This is a genomic window from Curtobacterium sp. ISL-83 (genome assembly GCF_018613895.1).
GTDB lineage: Bacteria > Actinomycetota > Actinomycetes > Actinomycetales > Microbacteriaceae > Curtobacterium.
The window spans coordinates 124,472-142,719 of sequence record NZ_JAGGPH010000003.1; the positions used below are offsets into that span (position 1 = coordinate 124,472).

Annotated in this window: 16 protein-coding genes; 11 read left to right on the forward strand and 5 right to left on the reverse strand. The window is 72.6% G+C overall.

What is annotated here, in order from left to right; genetic code table 11:
- Positions 1 to 55: 55 nt before the first annotated feature.
- Positions 56 to 1,513 (reverse strand): glycoside hydrolase family 16 protein, encoded by a 1,458-nt coding sequence (locus tag J7E22_RS18080; RefSeq protein ID WP_214978405.1) that lies wholly within the window; start codon positions 1,511 to 1,513, stop codon positions 56 to 58.
- A gap of 216 nt (positions 1,514 to 1,729) precedes the next feature.
- Positions 1,730 to 2,335: a tetratricopeptide repeat protein gene (locus J7E22_RS02075; RefSeq protein ID WP_308159110.1), complete on the reverse strand. Its 606-nt coding sequence runs from the start codon at positions 2,333 to 2,335 to the stop codon at positions 1,730 to 1,732.
- A gap of 22 nt (positions 2,336 to 2,357) precedes the next feature.
- On the opposite strand from J7E22_RS02075, the gene J7E22_RS02080 reads away from it, so the two are divergent.
- Positions 2,358 to 2,564, forward strand: coding sequence for a hypothetical protein (locus tag J7E22_RS02080; RefSeq protein ID WP_214978407.1), 207 nt, complete (start codon positions 2,358 to 2,360; stop codon positions 2,562 to 2,564).
- A 73-nt stretch (positions 2,565 to 2,637) separates the two neighbouring features.
- On the opposite strand, the gene J7E22_RS02085 is transcribed toward J7E22_RS02080, so the two are convergent.
- From J7E22_RS02085 to xylA, 3 genes are all read right to left on the reverse strand, one after another.
- Positions 2,638 to 3,633 (reverse strand): acetylxylan esterase, encoded by a 996-nt coding sequence (locus J7E22_RS02085; RefSeq protein ID WP_214978409.1) that lies wholly within the window; start codon positions 3,631 to 3,633, stop codon positions 2,638 to 2,640.
- Positions 3,634 to 3,712: 79 nt separating this feature from the next.
- Positions 3,713 to 5,194 (reverse strand): FGGY family carbohydrate kinase, encoded by a 1,482-nt coding sequence (locus J7E22_RS02090; RefSeq protein ID WP_308159111.1) that lies wholly within the window; start codon positions 5,192 to 5,194, stop codon positions 3,713 to 3,715.
- On the reverse strand, positions 5,187 to 6,380 hold the full coding sequence (gene xylA / locus J7E22_RS02095; RefSeq protein WP_214978410.1) for a xylose isomerase: 1,194 nt from the start codon (positions 6,378 to 6,380) through the stop codon (positions 5,187 to 5,189). Before xylA ends, J7E22_RS02090 begins: the two co-directional genes overlap by 8 nt.
- A gap of 97 nt (positions 6,381 to 6,477) precedes the next feature.
- Here xylA and J7E22_RS02100 point away from each other — a divergent pair, with 97 nt between their 5' ends.
- From J7E22_RS02100 to J7E22_RS02145, 10 genes are all read left to right on the forward strand, one after another.
- Entirely contained in the window at positions 6,478 to 7,659 is a 1,182-nt protein-coding gene (locus tag J7E22_RS02100) for a Gfo/Idh/MocA family protein (RefSeq protein ID WP_251008592.1), read from the forward strand.
- Between the two features lie 65 nt (positions 7,660 to 7,724).
- The gene (locus J7E22_RS02105; protein WP_214978762.1) at positions 7,725 to 8,417 is read left to right on the forward strand and encodes a ThuA domain-containing protein; all 693 of its coding nucleotides are present in this window, start codon (positions 7,725 to 7,727) and stop codon (positions 8,415 to 8,417) included.
- A complete protein-coding gene (locus J7E22_RS02110) occupies positions 8,402 to 9,514 on the forward strand; it encodes a Gfo/Idh/MocA family oxidoreductase (protein ID WP_308159112.1) in 1,113 nt (370 codons plus the stop codon). Before J7E22_RS02105 ends, J7E22_RS02110 begins: the two co-directional genes overlap by 16 nt.
- A gap of 58 nt (positions 9,515 to 9,572) precedes the next feature.
- Positions 9,573 to 10,598: a sugar phosphate isomerase/epimerase gene (locus J7E22_RS02115; protein WP_214978411.1), complete on the forward strand. Its 1,026-nt coding sequence runs from the start codon at positions 9,573 to 9,575 to the stop codon at positions 10,596 to 10,598.
- Between the two features lie 69 nt (positions 10,599 to 10,667).
- On the forward strand, positions 10,668 to 12,041 hold the full coding sequence (locus tag J7E22_RS02120; protein ID WP_214978412.1) for an ROK family transcriptional regulator: 1,374 nt from the start codon (positions 10,668 to 10,670) through the stop codon (positions 12,039 to 12,041).
- Positions 12,038 to 13,111, forward strand: coding sequence for an NAD(P)-dependent alcohol dehydrogenase (locus J7E22_RS02125; RefSeq protein WP_214978413.1), 1,074 nt, complete (start codon positions 12,038 to 12,040; stop codon positions 13,109 to 13,111). Before J7E22_RS02120 ends, J7E22_RS02125 begins: the two co-directional genes overlap by 4 nt.
- A gap of 211 nt (positions 13,112 to 13,322) precedes the next feature.
- Positions 13,323 to 14,705 (forward strand): MFS transporter, encoded by a 1,383-nt coding sequence (locus tag J7E22_RS02130; protein ID WP_214978414.1) that lies wholly within the window; start codon positions 13,323 to 13,325, stop codon positions 14,703 to 14,705.
- Between the two features lie 178 nt (positions 14,706 to 14,883).
- Positions 14,884 to 16,311 (forward strand): bifunctional UDP-N-acetylglucosamine diphosphorylase/glucosamine-1-phosphate N-acetyltransferase GlmU, encoded by a 1,428-nt coding sequence (gene glmU, locus J7E22_RS02135; RefSeq protein WP_214978415.1) that lies wholly within the window; start codon positions 14,884 to 14,886, stop codon positions 16,309 to 16,311.
- Positions 16,312 to 16,372: 61 nt separating this feature from the next.
- Positions 16,373 to 17,350 carry a ribose-phosphate diphosphokinase gene (locus tag J7E22_RS02140; protein ID WP_214978417.1) on the forward strand — a complete coding sequence of 326 codons (978 nt, stop codon included), beginning with the start codon at positions 16,373 to 16,375 and terminating at the stop codon, positions 17,348 to 17,350.
- 113 nt (positions 17,351 to 17,463) lie between these two features.
- Positions 17,464 to 18,243 (forward strand): putative protein N(5)-glutamine methyltransferase, encoded by a 780-nt coding sequence (locus J7E22_RS02145; RefSeq protein ID WP_308159113.1) that lies wholly within the window; start codon positions 17,464 to 17,466, stop codon positions 18,241 to 18,243.
- The last annotated feature ends 5 nt before the right edge of the window (positions 18,244 to 18,248 follow it).

Genomic DNA, 18,248 nt, shown 5'->3' on the forward strand with positions numbered 1-18,248 from the left:
CGTCTCGATGCACGAAGGGCCACCCCGCCGGGGTGGCCCTTCGTCACTCGACAGTTCAATCCCAGATGGAGATCCAGTCGATGTCCACGTGGCCGCTGCTCGACGCGGGGACGGTGCCCTCGCCGATGGCCGTCTCAGCCTGCAGAGTGACCCGGAACGGCGTGGTCGGCACGGCCTTCGTCGTGGATGCGACGAGCTTCCCGTCCCAGTAGAACCGGACGATGCCCTTGTCCCACTCGGTGGTCGCGACGTGGTAGCTGGTCGTGTCGGAGTCGGCGAACATCTGCGTGGAAGGTTGGAACGACATGCCGCCGTTCGAGAAGGTCCCGGGGACGGCGGAGGCGGGGCGGGGGGTTCCACCGAGGTCCGCTTCGGGCCAGTCGATCTCACCCTCGTTCCAGTTGTCGCTCGAGGGCCACATCATGCCGACGAACTTGTACCCGTCGGTGTTCGTGGTCTTGTACCGGATGGAGACCCGGCCGGTGGTGTGCGGGGCGTAGTCGTCGGGCAGGACCGCGGCGACGAGCGGCTGCCCGTTCTCGGAGTGCAGCCAGAAGTCCAGGTTGCCGTTCGCGACGCTCAGGACCTTGCTCGGGCTGTACTTGCCCTGCCCGGACGTGTCGGAGTACCCGTCGTAGGCGCCCATCGACGGGTACTTCGCGGCGACCTGTCCGAGTGCGGCGGGGGTGGTGAAGTCCTGTGCGTAGGTCTGCTTCCAGACGCGGCCGTTGGACGCGACCGAACCCGTCGGGAGCGCCGTCGACGTGTCGCCAGCGGGGGCGCTGCTGACCGGCGGGAGCGCCGGGGCGCCGCCGGGAGCGGTGACGCTCACCGTCTTGCAGCCGCCGACGCCGGTGTTCCCGCCCCGGCCGACGTTCACGCCGACGACGCACACGCTGTGGTTCCCGCCTGATGCCGGCACCGTGGCACTGAAGCCGTGGTTCGGTCCCGCCGACGGGTACGCGCGGCCGACGTCGGGTCGCGCGGCGGAGGCGGTGACGGTCTGCACGGTGACGCCGTCAACGCGGACCTGCACCGCGATGGGGGAGGCGGTGTCGGGATCGATCGCCCACCCGCTGAGGGCGATGCTCGACGCCGAGGTCGTGGCAGTGTCGAGCGCACCGATCGGGGATGCGTTCGGGACGGTGACGGTCGAGCAGCCCAGCGAGGCGCTCTTGGTCCCCGCCTTGGTGAACGCCGTGACGCACACCTGGTCCCGCCCGGCGGGGGCGTTGATGGTCGTGGCGAACCCGTGCGCGGCTCCGAGCGAGGGGTACGCCGCCGCGACGTCCCGACGCGCGGCGGAGGCGACGATGCTCGTCGCGGCACCGTTGACGGTGATGGTGACCTTGGTCGATGCGGTGGTGCTGCTGTCCGCTGCCCACCCGCTGACCGTGACGCCGCCCCGGACCGGCGTGACGGCGTCGAGGTGCCCGCGAACGGCTGCGGTGGACGCGGTCGCCGCGTTGGCCGGGAGGGCGAACGCGGTACCGGTGAGGATGACGATGGACACGGATGCGGCAACGAACCCTGAACGACGATGACGCATGGTGGTAGACGTTCCCCTGCTCGTACGGTGCCACTCAGCCCTGAAGAGTGGGGGCCGGTGAGGCCCTGCAGGGGACGCTATGCGACGGCCGTCGCCCGGTCAGCCCCCCGGTTGTGGGGCTACTTCGGCCCGCTGGTCCGTGCTGCCCCGCCGTGACCGGCCGCACGCGGGACGCCGTGATCACCCCGGCGTCGCCTGCTGCGGAGGTGACGACGCCGACCGGTCGAGCGTCGCCAGGTACTCGGCGTTGCCACGGAGCGCCGGTTTGTACCGGTTGACGTCCTCCGAGTCGACGTGGTCCGCGATCAGCGACAGCAGGCTCGCGACGGCCGCCGTCGCACGCCCGTCGGCCTGCAGGCTCAGGGCCTCGAAGGCGCCGAGGGCGACGGAGTCGGGGAACGCTGCACGCCCCTCCGCGAAGACCGCGAGCGAGTCCGCGATGCGCCCGGTGTTCCGGAGCGTGCTGCCGTACTGCAGGAAGCAGCGCCGCCGCAGGTCGCCGTGCAGGCCCTCGCGCATGGCACGTTCGTAGAACTCGAGCGCCGTGGGCTCACGACCGGCGGTGTCGTACGCGCCGGCCAACTCGTAGAGCACCCGGGCATCGCGCGGGTGTTCCTCGTACAGCGCCTGCAGTGCAGCGATCGTCGGCGCCATGTCGTCACGGTCACGAGCGGCGAAGAGCCGATCGAGTTCCTCGTCGAGTTCGCCGCGCACGTTCCCGCCACCGTCCATGTCGACACGGTAGCGCCCGGCGTCGGGCCGGGGAGCGACGAGCCCGGCGGACACGACGTGGTGCTACCGTCCAACCATGACGGACGACCGATCGGCTGCGCAGGGCCGAGCGCGCCGCGACCTCGTCGCGTCGCTCGTGGGGGTCGTCGGCTTCGTCGTCCTCGGGACGATCGCTGCGGTGCTCGGTGCCCACAGCCTCCTGACCGTCGGCATGTTCGTCCTGGCCGCGGTCGCCGCGGGGCGAGCGCTGGTGGTCTGGCGAGCGCGGCCAGCGCGCCGCTGACGGACCCGCCCCCGACCCCAGCACCCGCCGCGCCCCTCAGACCCGCCCCGCGCCCCCGGACCCGCCGCGCCCCTCAGGCCCGCGACGCCAGGAACGCCGCCTGCCGCTCCCAGTGCCGGAAGCCGCCTCCCTCGTGCCCGTTGTACGGGTACACCTCGATCGCCTTGTCCTCGGAGCCGATCGCGTTGTAGGCCGCGAACGTCGTCCGCGGCGGCACGACCTCGTCCATGAGCGCGACGGAGAACAGCGCCGGAGCGGAGATCCCAGCAGCGTGGTTGACGCCGTCGAAGTAGGCGGCGGTCTCCCACACGGTGTCGGCCAGGTCCCGGTGCACGGACAGGTACTGCGCGATCTCCAGGTACGGGCCGCCGACGGCCACGTCGGTGCCGTGCTCCCAGTCGCACAGGAACGCGACCTCGGGCAGCACCGCCACGATCGGTCCGGTGTACGCCTCGACGAGTGCGGCCGCGGCGATCGCGATGCCGCCGCCCTGGCTGCCGCCGGTCAGTGCGATGCGGGACGCGTCGACCCCGGGGAGGGTCCGGACTGCGTCGACGAGCCGGACGGCGTCGGTGAACACGCGCCGGTAGTAGTGGTCGGCGGGCGACGTGATGCCGTTCGTCATCCAGCCGCTCTGGTGCGGCACGGAGCCGTGCGGGTCCGGGGTGTCGCCACCGGAGCCCCAGCCGCTGCCCTGTCCGCGGGTGTCCATCACGACGTGGACGTAGCCGGCCAGCGCCCACGAGACGCGTTCGCCCGGCAGCCCCCGGCCGCCGCCGTACCCGAGGTACTCGACGACCACGGGCAGGTCCGCGTCCGCCGAGCCTGCCGGTCGCGAGACCCATGCCCGCACGGGGTCGGCCGCGAAGCCGGGGAAGGTCAGGTCCTCGACGACGAGGGCGCTCACCGGGGTCGAGGCGGGCGCCAGCGTCGGCGTCGCACCGGCATCGGCAGCCGCCTGCCGGGACGCGGCGATCGTGTCGGCCCAGAAGGCGTCGAAGTCAGCGGGGCGACGGACCTCCGGCGTGTACGCGCGGAGCTGGTCGAGGGGCAGGTCGGTCATCGGCATGGGGTCCTCCGGGGACGATGATGCCCCCGGCGCCGTCTGCACGGACGCCGGGGGCGGGGTGTGTCGGGTGCGCGGTGGTTCAGCGAGCCACGGCGCGGTACTGCTCGAGCACCGCGGGATGCGGGTCGGCGGGGATGACGGTCGTCGCGATGCTCCACGCCGGCAGGGAGCCGTTCAGCGCCCACGCCGCCTGACGCGCGGCACCGGCGGCCACGTACTCGCCGGGTTCGGGCAGCTCGACGTCGCGACCGAACACCTGTGCGGCGACGACACGGACGGCCTCGTTGCGTGCCGCCCCACCGATCAGGAGCAACCGGGACACGACGGTCCCGGTGTCCTCGACCGCGGCGAGCCCGTCGGCCAGGGCGCACAGCATGCCCTCCACCGCCGCGCGCGCCAGGTGCTCGCGGTTGGTCGTCCCCGGCGTCATCCCGACCAGCGACGCGGTCGCGTCGGGGCGGTTCGGCGTGCGCTCGCCGACGAAGTACGGCACCAGGACGAGTCCGTCCGCGCCGGCCGGGGCGGCCAGCGCCAACGCGCCGAGCGCGTCGTGGTCGACGCCGAGCAGGCCGCCGATCACCTCGAGCACGCGGGCCGCGTTGAGCGTCGTGACGATCGGGAGGCGCGACCCGGTCCCGTCGGCGAAGCCCGCCACGGTCCCGCTCGGGTCGTGCACCTCGGCGTCGGTGACCCCGAAGACGGTGCCGCTCGTGCCGAGGGACACCGCGACGTCACCCGGGCCGAGTCCGAGGCCGAGCGCTGCCCCGGCGTTGTCGCCGAGTCCGGCGCCGACGATGAGGCCCGCGGGCGCGACGACGTCACCGGGCAGCAGGACGTCGACGTCGAGCGTGCCCATCGCCTCGTCCGGCTCGACGACACGCGGCACCACGACCGCGTCCTCGTCCCCGGTCTCGGCCGTGCGCATCGGACGCCCGAGCGCGAGCTCGAACAGCTCCGGGTCGTACTCCCGGCGCACCGGGTCCCAGTAGCCGGTGCCGCTGGCGTCCGAGCCGTCGGTCGCCAGGGCGTCGAGGTCCGGACCGAGCCGGCTCTCGTCCGCGGGACCGTACCCGCGCAGCCGCCACGACAACCAGTCGTGGGGGAGCGCGACGGCCGCGACGCGGGCCGCGTTCTCGGGTTCCGCATCGCGGAGCCACCGCAGCTTCGTGCCGGTGAACGAGGCCACCGGGACCAGACCCGTCCGGGCGACCCATGCCTCCCGGCCGAGCTCGTCGACCATCTGCGCGGCCGCGTCGGCACTGCGGACGTCGTTCCAGAGCAGCGCGTCGCGGACGACGTGTCCGTCGGCGTCGAGCGCGACCATCCCGTGCTGCTGCCCGGCGATCGCGATCGCACCGACCCCGTCGAGTCCGCCGGCGTCCGCGATCGCGGCGCCGAGGGCGTCCCACCAGTGGCGGGGGTCGACGGACGTGCCGTCCGGGTGAGCCGCGCGGCCCTCCCGGACGACGGCGCCCGTCGACGCGTCACGGACGGTGACCTTGCAGGACTGGGTCGAGGAGTCGACCCCGGCCACCAGTGCGCCAGCCGCGACCTCAGCCACGAGCGCCCATGAGGTGCTCCATCGCGAGCTGCTGCAGCTTCACGAAGCCGAAGCCCTTGCCGCCGAAGTACGCGTCGGCGTCGAAGTCCTCGTACGCCGAGCGGTCGGCCAGGAAGTCGTCGTACGACTCGCCCGGGTTCAGCGTCGGGGTGCTGAGCTCGGAGACCTTCGAGGCCTCGAGCGCGGCCTGCACCTCGGGGTCGGCGCGGAACGCCTGCGCACGCTCCTTGAGGAGCAGGTACATGCGCATGTTGGCCGACGCGGAGTCCCAGACGCCGGTGATGTCCTCGGTGCGGCTCGGCTTGTAGTCGAAGTGGCGCGGGCCGTCGTACGCGGGGCCGCCCTGCGGTGCACCGTGCTCGAGCAGGTCGACGAGCGAGAACGCGTTCTGCAGGTCGCCGTGACCGAAGACGAGGTCCTGGTCGTACTTGATGCCGCGCTGGCCGTTCAGGTCGATGTGGAAGAGCTTGCCCTGGTAGAGCGCCTGGGCGATGCCGGCGGTGAAGTTCAGGCCCGCCATCTGCTCGTGGCCGACCTCGGGGTTGATGCCGAACATCTCCGGACGCGCGAGCGTCTCGGTGAAGGCGATCGCGTGGCCGAGGGTCGGCAGGAGGATGTCGCCGCGGGGCTCGTTCGGCTTCGGCTCGATGGCGAAGCGGATGCCGTAGCCCTTGTCGGTGACGTACTGGGCGAGCAAGTTCACGGCCTCGCGGTAGCGCTCGAGGGCGGCCTGCACGTCCTTCGCGGCGTCGTACTCGGCGCCCTCGCGGCCACCCCACATCACGAACGTCGACGCGCCGAGCTCGGCGGCGAGGTCGATGTTGCGCAGGACCTTGCGGAGCGCGAAGCGGCGGACGTCGCGGTCGTTCGAGGTGAAGCCGCCGTCCTTGAAGACGGGGGCGGAGAACAGGTTCGTCGTCACCATCGGCACGACGATGCCGGTCGCCTCGAGCGCGCCCTTGAGGCGGTCGATCTGCGTCTGCCGCTCGGCGTCGGTCGAGCCGAACGCGAAGAGGTCGTCGTCGTGGAAGGTCAGGCCGTAGGCGCCGAGCTCGTCGAGCTTCTCGACTGCCTCGACCACGTCGAGGGCCGGGCGGGTGGGGCCACCGAACGGGTCGGACCCGTTGTAGCCGATGGTCCAGAGACCGAAGGAGAACTTGTCGTCGCGGGTGGGCGTCGTTGCCATGATGGTCACCGTTCGTCGTCGAAACAAAATGTTGCCGCGCCCAACATAAGCGGTAGTGTTGGCCAAGGCAAGGACGTGATCGCAAAGGAGCGAGCGGATGGCACAGGGACCACTTCGAGTGGCGATGGTGGGACACGGCTTCATGGGAGCCGCCCACTCGCAGGCCTGGCGGACGGCACCCCGGTTCTTCGACCTGGCGGTCGAACCCGAGATGAGCGTCATCGTCGGACGGGATCCCGGGCGGACCGAAGCCGCGCGGCAGCAGTACGGCTGGCGCGCCGCCTCCACCGACTGGCGCGCGGTCGTCGCCGATCCGGACATCGACGTCGTGGACGTCGTCTCGCCCGGGTCGTCCCACGTCGAGATCGCGATCGCCGCCCTCGAGGCCGGCAAGCACGTCCTGTGCGAGAAGCCCCTCGCCAACACCGTCGCCGAGGCCGAGGCGATGACCGCGGCCGCGACGGCCGCCGCCGAGCGCGGCGTCCGCGCGATGGTCGGGTTCAGCTACCGCCGGGTGCCGGCCATCGGTCTGGCCCGCCAGCTGGTGCAGGCCGGGAGGCTCGGGACCGTCCGCCAGGTCCGCGCGCTCTACCTGCAGGACTGGTTGGCCGACGCCGAGGGCCCGATGACGTGGCGGCTCGACAAGGCGCTCGCCGGGTCCGGCTCGCTCGGCGACATCGGCGCGCACGCGATCGACCTGGTTGAACACGTGACCGGCGCGGCGCTCGGGTCGGTGTCGGGCACGCTCGAGACCTTCGTGACCGAGCGGCCGCTGCTGGCCGACGGCGTCGGACTCTCCGGCACGGCGTCGACCGAACGCGGGCAGGTCACCGTCGACGACGCGGCGTTCTTCCTCGGGCGGCTCCGCGGCGGCGCTGCCGACGGCGCGATCGGCACGTTCGAGGCCACGCGCTACGCGACCGGCCGGAAGAACGGCCTGACACTCGAGATCAGCGGCTCGGACGGCGCGATCCAGTTCGACCTCGAGTCGATGAACGAGCTGCGGTTCTACGACGCCACCGCGCCCGCGGGGGAGCAGGGCTTCCGGCGGATCCTCGTCACCGAGCCCGAGCACCCGTACATGGCCGCGTGGTGGCCGACGGGGCACCTCATCGGGTACGAGCACACCTTCAGCCACCAGGTGAAGGACTTCGTGGACGCGATCACGAACGGCACCGACCCGTCGCCCTCGTTCGCCGAGGGGCTCCACGTGCAGCGGGTGCTCGATGCTGTCGAACGCAGCGCTGCCGACGGCAGCAGCTGGACGGCCATCCCGTGAGCGACGCCGACCACGAACCCGTGACGGACACCGCGTCCGACCCCACGTCCGCCCAGGAGGGCACCATGCAACGCCAGGCACTCGTCGTCCGCGGCGGCTGGGACGGGCACCAGCCCGTCGAGACGACCGACCTGTTCATCCCGTTCCTGCGCGACCACGGCTTCGACGTCCGGGTCGAGGGGGCCCCGGCGGTCTACACCGAGCAGGACTACATGGACACCGTCGACCTGGTCGTCCAGAACAACACCATGACGACCATCACGGCCGACGAGTTCGCCGGCCTGCAGCGCGCCGTGCTGCAGGGCACCGGCATGGCGGGGTGGCACGGCGGCATCGCGGACTCGTACCGCGACACCGCCGACTACCTGCACATGATCGGCGGGCAGTTCGCCCACCACGCCGGCAAGCACCCGTCCGAGCGCATCGGCGAGCAGTCGGACAACTACATCCCGTACACCGTGCACATGACCGACCTCGGGCACGAGCACCCGATCACGCAGGGCATCGAGGACTTCGACCTCGTCACCGAGCAGTACTGGGTGCTGAGCGATGAGTACAACGACGTCCTGGCGACCACCACGCAGGGGGCCCGCTCGTGGGACGCCTGGAACCGTCCGGTGACGTCACCGGCGATCTGGACCCGGCAGTGGGGCGCGGGGCGGATCTTCGTCTCGGCGCCCGGCCACCGCGTCGAGGTCGTCGAGTCGCAGCCGCTCCGGACCGTCATCGAGAGGGGACTCCTGTGGGCAGCCCGCTGAACGACCAGCCGCTGAGGGTCGGCGTCGTCGGCGTCGGGAACATCAGCCAGCAGTACTTCGAGCACTTCCCGGTGCTGCCGAACCTGGAGCTCGTCGCCGTCGCGGACCTCGACGTCGACCGTGCCGCGACGGTGGGGGCGACCCAGGGGGTGCGCGGCACGAGTGTCGATGACCTGCTCGCCGCCGACGACGTCGACGTGGTCCTCAACCTGACGATCCCGGCTGCGCACGCCGACGTCGCGACCCGCGCGCTCGCGGCCGGCAAGCACGTCTACGGCGAGAAGCCGCTCGCGATGTCCACCGCCGAGGCTGCGCCCGTGCTGGCGCTCGCCGCCGAGCGGGCGCTGCGGGTCGGCAGCGCGCCCGACACCGTCCTCGGCACCGGGATCCAGACCGCCCGGGCCGCACTCGACGACGGGCTCATCGGCGATCCCGTCGGCGCCGCGGTGTCGTGGAGCGCCCCGGGGCACGAGCTCTGGCACCCGGCCCCCGCGTTCTACTACCAGCCCGGCGGCGGCCCGCTGTTCGACATGGGGCCGTACTACCTGACGAGCCTGGTGCAGTTCTTCGGTCCCGTCGCGCGGGTGAGCGGCAGCGCGCGGCAGTCCAGCCGTGAGCGGACGATCGCAACCGGGCCCTTCGCCGGCGCGCCGATCCCGGTCGACGTCGACACCCACGTCGTCGCCGTCCTGGAGCACGAGAACGGCGTGGTCTCCACCCTCACCGTCTCGTTCGAGGTCTGGGCCACCCGGGCACCGCTGTTCGAGGTGCACGGCACCGCCGGCAGCCTGGCGGTCCCGGACCCGAACCGGTTCTCCGACCCGGTGTCCGTCGCCACGGCGGACGACCGCACCTGGCGCGAGCTGCCCACGACCGCCGGGTACGCCGACGCCGGGCGCGGGTACGGCCTCGCCGACATGGCGCGCGCGATCGCGACCGACCGCCCGCACCGTGCGTCCGGCGACCTGGCGTTCCACGTGCTCGAGGTGATGGAGGCCATCGCGACCGCCGGCCGCCAGCACACCGTCGTGGACGTGCAGTCGCGCGTCGACCGCCCCGCGACCGTCCCGGCGGGCGCGCGCCCCGAAGACTGGTGAGCCGCACCGTGCACCCGACCGACGCCGTGCAGCGCGACCACCGCAGGAAGGAAGCATCATGACGGACTCGACCCGTGCCTCCCGGCCGGTCACGCTGTTCACCGGCCAGTGGGCCGACCTGCCCTTCGAGGAGGTCGCACGGCTCGCCGGCGAGTGGGGCTACGACGGACTGGAGATCGCCTGCTGGGGCGACCACCTCGACGTCCGGCGCGCCGCGACCGACCCGGAGTACGTCGCCGACCGCAAGGCGATCCTCGAGCGCAACGGCCTGCAGGTCTGGACGATCGCGAACCACCTGACCGGACAAGCCGTCTGCGACGACCCGATCGACCAGCGACACGAGGACATCCTCGCGCCGCACGTGTGGGGCGACGGCGACCCGGAGGGCGTGCGCCAGCGTGCGGCCGAGGAGCTCCAGTGGACCGCTCGGGCCGCAGCGGCGCTCGGCGTCTCCACCGTCACCGGGTTCTCCGGCTCGTCGATCTGGAAGACCGTGGCCGGGTTCCCGCCGGTGCCCGCGTCGATGATCGACGCCGGCTACCAGGACTTCCACGACCGGTGGTCGCCGATCCTCGATGTGTTCGAGGAGGTCGGCGTGCGGTTCGCGCTCGAGGTGCACCCGTCCGAGATCGCCTACGACTACTGGACGGCAAAGCGAACGCTCTCGGTCTTCGCCGACCGGCCGGCGTTCGGGTTCAACTTCGACCCGTCGCACTTCGTGTGGCAGGACCTCGACCCCGCGGCGTTCCTGCTCGACTTCGCCGACCGGGTGTACCACGTGCATTGCAAGGAGTCGGTGAAGCAGCTCGACGGCCGGAACGGACGGCTCTCGTCGCACCTGCCGTGGGGCGACCCCCGGCGCGGGTGGGACTTCGTCACCGCCGGGCACGGCGACGTGCCGTGGGAGCGGGTGTTCCGGGTGCTCAACCACATCGGGTACGAGGGGCCGACGAGCGTCGAGTGGGAGGACGCCGGCATGGACCGACTCGTCGGGGGGCCGGAGGCGCTGGCCTTCGTCCGTCGGCTCGGTACCATCGCCCCGCCGGACGCCGCGTTCGACGCCGCGTTCTCGCGCTCGCGCTGACCGGCGCGCCGCGGGGCCCGAGCGCCGCCGCCCGCCACCGCGGCCCGTCGCCCACACCAGGAGGAACCCATGGCACGACCGGCCACCACGACGCCCGGCAACGCGGCGCGGCTGCTCCGCATCGTGCACGAGGACGGGCCGACCACCCGTGCCGAACTCACCCGGCGCACCGGGTTGAACCGGTCGACCACCCTGGCACTCGTCGGGGACCTGGTGGAGCGGGGCCTCGTGCACGAGGGCGCGGGCGCGGCGGCTGGTGGCACCCCGGCCGGCCCGGTCGGCGGGTCCGGCCCGGCGACCGGCACCGGCGTCGGTCGCCCGAGTGCGGTCGTCCGGGCGTCGCCCGACGTCCTGGCCGCCGCCGTCACGGTCGAGGTCGACGCGGTGACGGTGGCCCTCGTCGGACTCGACGGCAGCATCCGGGACCGTGCCGTCGCCCCGTCCGACACCGCCCCCACCGCCGCGGAGGCCGTGGACACGATCGCCGCGCTCCTCGCCGACCTCACGGCACGGCACGGCGCCCGCCCGGTCGGGATCGGCGTCGCCGTGCCGGGCACGGTCCGCGTCGAGGACGGCACCGTCCGGTACGCCCCGCACCTCGGCTGGCACGACGAACCGCTCGCCGAGCCCCTCGCAGCACGGACCGGCTTGACCGTCCGCGCGGCGAACGACGCGAACAGCGGCGCCTGGGCCGAGCGACTGCACGGCAGCGGACGCGGTGTCGACGACCTCGTCTACCTCAACGGCGGCGCGAGCGGCATCGGCGGCGGCGTCATCAGCGGCGCCCGTCCCCTGAGCGGTGCGGCCGGGTACGCCGGCGAACTCGGACACACCTTCGTCGCGGCGAACGGCGTCCGTTGCCACTGCGGTGCCGTCGGGTGCCTCGAGACCGAGGCCTCCCGCGACGCACTCGTGGCGGTCGCCGGTGTCGCGGCGGACGATCCCGCCGCGCTCGCCGCGGTGCTGGCCGAGGACCGGCCCGAGGTCGAGCGGGTCGTGGACCGTCAGGTCACCGCGCTGGCCACGGCCCTGCGCAACGCGATCCACACCGTCAACCCCGAGGTGGTCGTGCTCGGCGGGTTCCTCGCGGTGCTGTTGGAGCACGTCGGGGACCGGATCGAGACGGCCGTCCGGGCGCAGTCCATGGCCGCGATGACCGAGCGGCTCCGGATCGTGCCGGCCGCACTCGGCAACGACGTCCTGCTGCGGGGGGCGGCCGAGATCGGGTTCCGTGACCTGCTGCGCGACCCCGCCGGGTTCGAGCAGAGCCCGAGCCCGAGCCCGACCCCCGCCCCGAGCCCGCTCGCGACCGACCAGCACACGACCGACGAGCCCGCGACCGACGCACCCCCCATCGACCCGTTGCGCGACCCCGTCGGGGCCGCCGCGCCACACACCCCCGAGGGCCGCGCCGACGCGGCCGAGGAAGCGAGCACCGCATGACCACCGCACCCACCGACCAGGCCCAGGACCAGCACGAGCACGAGCACCAGCGCGTGAGCGTGCTCCTCGGCACCGAGGACCTCACCATCGAGGAACGCCCCGTCCCCACAGCCGACCCCGGTGACGTCCTCGTGCAGGTCGCCGCCGTCGGCGTGTGCGGGTCCGACGTGCACTACTACCGGCACGGGCGCATCGGGGACTTCGTCGTCGACCAGCCGCTCGTCCTCGGGCACGAACTCTCCGGCACGATCGTGGCCGTCGGCGACGGTGTCGACCCCGCACGCGTGGGGGAGCGGGTCGCGGTCGAACCCCAGCGTCCGTGCCACCGCTGCGCCCAGTGCCTGGCCGGCCGCTACAACCTCTGCCCGAACATGCGCTTCTACGCGACGCCCCCGGTGGACGGCGCCTTCGCCGGGTTCGTGACGATCGAGTCCGAGTTCGCGCACACCCTGCCGGACTCGGTCTCCTTCGAGGCGGGTGCGCTCCTGGAGCCGCTCTCCGTCGGGATCGCCGCCGTGCGCAAGGCCGGCATCGTTCCCGGCTCGTCGGTCCTCATCGCCGGCGCGGGCCCGATCGGGGTCATCTGCGCGCAGGCGGCACGGGCCTTCGGAGCGTCCCGCATCGTCGTGAGCGACCTCGTGCCCGAGCGGCGTGAGCGTGCGCTGACGTTCGGCGCGACCGAGGTCGTCGACCCCGTCGCCGTCGACATCGCCCGTGAGCTGCCGCCGTTCGACGCGTTCATCGACGCGAGCGGCGCTCCTCGTGCGGTCGCCGACGGCATCCGCGCGGTGGGGCCGGCGGGCGCGGCCGTGCTCGTCGGGCTCGGCAACTCCGAGATGGTCCTGCCCGTGGAGCACATCCAGAACCTCGAGGTCACCGTCACCGGCATCTTCCGCTACACCGGCACGTGGCCGGTCGCGATCGGGCTGGTCGCGTCCGGGCAGGTCGACCTCGACTCGCTCGTCACCGGACGTTTCGGCCTGGACGACGTCCGCGAGGCGCTCGAGAGCGACACCGACCCCGCGTCGCTCAAGTCCGTCGTCTACCCGAACGGCGTCCCCGCGGTCTGACGCGCCGCCTCGGCCCGGTGCGAGGTTGATCGCTCGGTGCGCGGAACCAACCTCGCACCAGGCGGCCAACCTCGCACCGGCACACGCGGTGCGCGGTGCGCGGTGCGCGGCGGCCGACGGGAGGGGCGTGGCGGGGCCGCCCCGTGCCTCCCGTCCGCCGCGCGGCGACGCGGGACACCGCTCCGCCACCAGGACGCGCTACGGTTCGCGCATGACGGCTTCACCGACGGCGGCCGCGGCTGCGCCCCAGCGCACCGACCGCCGTGCCCTCGTGTCCTGGGCGCTCTGGGACTGGGGGTCGGCGGCGTTCAACGCCGTCGTCACGACGTTCGTCTTCAGCACCTACCTGGCGAGCCGAGCGTTCGTCGACCCGACGCTCGTCGCCGACACCTCGGCCGCAGGCCGGGCCGCGGTCGACCGGGAGCTCGCGCACAACGCCGCCGTCGTGTCGACGACCCTGGCCATCGCGGGCATCGTGGTCGCCCTGATCGCGCCGGCGATCGGCCGACTGGCCGACTCGACCGGCCACCGGAAGCGTTCCGTGCTGATCGCGACCATCGGCGTGACGCTCTCGATCGCGGGCATGGTCTTCGTCGCACCGAGCCAGCCGTTCCTGCTGCTCGGGGCCGCGCTCCTCGGCATCGGCACGATCGCGTACGAGATCGCCTGCGTCGGGTACAACGCGATGCTCGGACAGGTCGCGCCCGGCGAGCGGACCGGCCGGGTCTCGGCGATCGGCTGGGCAGCCGGCTACTTCGGCGGCATCGTCCTGCTCGTGGTGCTGCTCGTGCTCTGCATCCAGGACTTCGGCGGCGACGGCGTCGCTGGCCTGCTCCGGTTGCCGGCGACGGTCGCCACGGGGCAGTGGGACGTCCGGGTCGCGATCGGCATAGCCGCCGTGTGGCTCGCCGTCAGCTCCGTCCCGCTGTTCCTGACCGTCCCGGAGGCCGCGCCGATCCGCACCGGCCGCGGTACCGTCCTGTCGGCGTACGCGGACCTCGGTCGGGACATCGCGCGGCTGTGGCGGGAGCGGCGGAACGTCCTGGCGTTCCTGCTCGCCAGCGCGGTGTTCCGGGACGGCGTGGGGGCGGTCTTCACGTTCGGCGGGATCATCGCGGCACAGGTGTTCGGGTTCAGTGCCTCGCAGGTGATCCTCTTCGCGATCGCGGCGAACGTCGTGGCCGGTGTCGCCACCTTCGCCTCGGGCCGACTCGACGACCGGTTCGGGTCGCGGGCGCTCATCCTGGTGTCGCTCGTCGGGTTGTCGGTCTGCGGGATCGGCGTGTTCCTCGCCGGGACCGCGACGGAGTGGTTCTGGGTCCTCGGGCTCACGCTCGCGATCTTCGTCGGACCGGTGCAGGCGTCCTCGCGGGCGTACCTGGCACGGCTCGCCACACCCGGGCGCGAGGGTGAGCTCTTCGGCCTGTACGCCACCACCGGGCGGGCGGCGACGTTCCTCGCCCCGGCGTTGTTCGGGCTCGCCGTGACGATCGGCGGGTCGACGCGGTACGGCATCATCGGCGTGGTCGTCGTGCTGGTCGCCGGGCTCGTGCTGATGGCGTTCGTCAAGCCGGAGGGGCGCGCGCTGCGCTGACGGGCGCGCTGCGCTGACGTGCGCGCGCTGCGCTGACCGGTCCGAGTCGGCGGATGGCCGAGTCGGACGGCCTGGAGGCACGGGGACCGTTCCTCCACAGGCCGCGGTTCTGCCCGTGGTTGCCTACAGGGCCGTGTTCGCGCGGCCGCCCGGAGCGCCGGTGCGCCAGGATGGACCCATGACCGACCAGCGGATCGCCGTCGTCGTCCTCGCCGCCGGGCAGGGCACGCGCATGAAGTCCTCCACCCCGAAGGTGCTGCACCGGCTCGCGGGCCTGCCGCTCATCGCACACGTGCTGCGGACCGCGTCCTCGCTCGAGCCCGCACACGTCGCCGTGGTGGTGCGGCACGAGCGCGATCGGGTGGCAGCCGAGGTCACCGAGCGAGCGCCGGACGCGATCATCGTCGACCAGGACGACGTCCCCGGCACGGGGCGTGCGGTGCAGGTCGCCGTGGACGCGCTCCCGGCCGACTTCGACGGCGCCGTGGTGGTGCTCTCGGGCGATGTGCCGCTCCTCGACGCCGCTTCGCTCCGTGCCCTGGTCGACGCGCACGTGTCCGGGCGGAACGGGGCCACCTTCGTGAGCGCCATCGCCCCGGACCCCACCGGCCTCGGCCGGATCATCCGCGACGCGGCGGGTGGCTTCGCGGCAGTCGTCGAGCACAAGGACGCGACCCCCGAGCAGCTCGCGATCACCGAGGCGAACGCCGGCATCTACGCGTTCGACGCGGCGGCCCTCCGTGCGGTCCTGCCCTCGCTGACGACCGCGAACGCCCAGGGCGAGAAGTACATCACCGACGCGCCGACGCTGATCGCCGGGCGTGGTGCCCGGATCGACGTCGTCACGCTGACCGACCCGTGGCTGGTCGCGGGGATCAACGACCGCGCACAGCTGTCCGATGCCGCCCGTGAACTCAACGCCCGCATCGTCCGCCGACACCAGCTCGCCGGCGTCACCGTGCAGGACCCGGCGACGACGTGGATCGACCTCGACGTCACGATCGAACCCGACGCCGAGATCCTGCCCGGCACCCAGCTCATCGGCGCGACCGCGATCGCGTCGGGTGCCGTCGTCGGTCCGGACACCACGCTCCGTGACACCGAAGTGGGCACCGGGGCGATCGTGAACCGGGTGGACGCCACGCTCGCGGTGATCGGTGACGGCGCCTCGGTCGGACCGTTCGCCTACCTGCGACCGGGCACGATCCTCGGGGACGACGGCAAGATCGGCACCTTCGTCGAGACCAAGAACGCCGTGATCGGCCGGGGCAGCAAGGTGCCGCACCTGTCGTACATCGGCGATGCCGAGGTGGGCGAGGACTCGAACATCGGGGCGAACACCATCACCGCCAACTACGACGGTGTGCACAAGCACCGGACCGAGGTCGGGTCCCACGTCCGCACCGGCTCGCACAACGTGTTCGTCGCCCCGGTTAGGATTGGGGACGGGGCGTACACCGGCGCCGGAACGACCGTCCGCAAGGACGTTCCGGCCGGGTCGCTCGCGATCAGCTACGCCCCGCAGCGCAACACCGACGGATGGGTCGAAGAACACCGACCCGGTTCGCCGGCGGCCGAGGCTGCTCGGCGTGCGCACAGCGAATAGATCCTGGCGACCTTCGGGTCGTCGAACCGACCCCTCGCGGGTCAGGGAGTGAGTACGGCACGTGTCCGGAATCAAGACAACCGGCCAGAAGCGACTCGTCCTCGTCGCTGGGCGAGCACACCCGTCACTCTCGGCTGAGATCGCGGAGGAGCTCGGCGTCGATCTCGTCCCGACCGACGCCCGGACGTTCGCGAACGGTGAGCTCTACACCCGCTTCGACGAGTCGGTCCGCGGGTGTGACGCCTTCGTCATCCAGTCGCACACGGCGCCGATCAACGAGTGGATCATGGAGCAGCTCATCATCGTCGATGCGCTCAAGCGTGCCTCGGCGAAGCGCATCACCGTCGTCGCGCCGTTCTACCCGTACGCCCGTCAGGACAAGAAGGGCCGCGGCCGCGAGCCGATCTCGGCCCGCCTGGTCGCGGACCTGTTCAAGGCCGCCGGCGCGCACCGCATCATGAGCGTCGACCTGCACGCCGCGCAGATCCAGGGGTTCTTCGACGGCCCCGTGGACCACCTGTTCGCCATGCCGGTGTTGCTCGAGCGGTTCCAGGAGATCCTCGACCCGACCACGCTGACCGTGGTCTCGCCCGACATGGGGCGCGTCCGGGTCGCCGACATCTGGTCCGAGAAGCTCGGCGCGCCGCTCGCCATCATCCACAAGCGTCGTGACCCCCTCGTCCCGAACCAGGTCACCGTGCACGAGATCGTCGGCGACGTCCGGGGCCGCGTGTGCCTGCTCGTCGATGACCTGATCGACACCGGTCGCACGATCGCGAAGGCGGCGGAGGCCCTCAAGGAAGCCGGCGCGACCGGCGTCGTGGTCGCCGCGACGCACGCCGTGTTCTCGGACCCGGCCACGGAGCTCCTGCAGAGCGAGTTCATCGACCGGGTCGTCGTCACCGACACGTTGCCCGTGCCGATGGAGAAGCGGTGGCCCCGGCTCGAGGTCCTGCCGATCGCCCCGCTCATCGCCCGCGCCATCCACGAGGTCTTCGACGACGGGTCCGTCACGTCGATGTTCGACGGCGCCGCGTAGCGCAGGCATCGACCACATGGGCCGAGCCGTGGAACGCAGGGGCACAGCCGACGGCGCACACCATCCCGTGTCCGTGTCCGTCGCCGTGACGTGTTCGTCGGAAGTGACCCGTGGTGACCCCGTCGCCCCGTGACGCGCTGGCCGCTCGACTCCGGGCGGCCGGCAGCGTCTTCGCCGAGGACGAAGCCGACCTGTTGCTCGAGGCCGGCGACGGTGATGCGGTGCGGCTCCGATCGCTGCTGCAGCGGCGCCTCGGTGGGGAACCGCTGGAGTACGTCCTGGGCTGGGCGGCGTTCGACGGGCACCGCATCCGGGTCACGCCGGGGGTCTTCGTGCCGAGGGCGCGGACGACCGTCGTGGTGAAGCAGGCTGCCCGACGGCTGTCGCGCTACGACCGGGTCGTCGACCTCTGCTGCGGCGCGGGGGCGATCAGCGTGGCCCTGCTCGGACGGGTCGGCGCGTTGGACCTGGTCGCGGTGGACGTCGACCCGGACGCGGTCGAGGTCGCGGCGGAGAACGTCGGGGATCGTGGCATCGTCGTCGCGGGGGACCTGTTCGCGCCGTTGCCCGATCGGTTCCGCGGGGTCGTGGACGTCATCGCGGTCAACGCGCCGTACGTGCCGACGTCGGCGATCGCGATGATGCCGACCGAGGCACGCGACCACGAGCACCGGGTGGCGCTCGACGGGGGGACCGACGGCCTCGACCTGCACCGACGGATCGCGGCGGAGTCCGGTGTGTGGGTGCGTCCGGGCGGGGCGGTGGTCATCGAGGTGTCCGTGGCGCAGGCTCCGGCATCGGCCGAACTGTTCCGCGCTGCGGGCTTCGTCGTGTCAGTCGAGTCGGACGTCGACGTCGACGGGACCTGCGTCGTGGCGACCCGACCGTCCTGACCGCG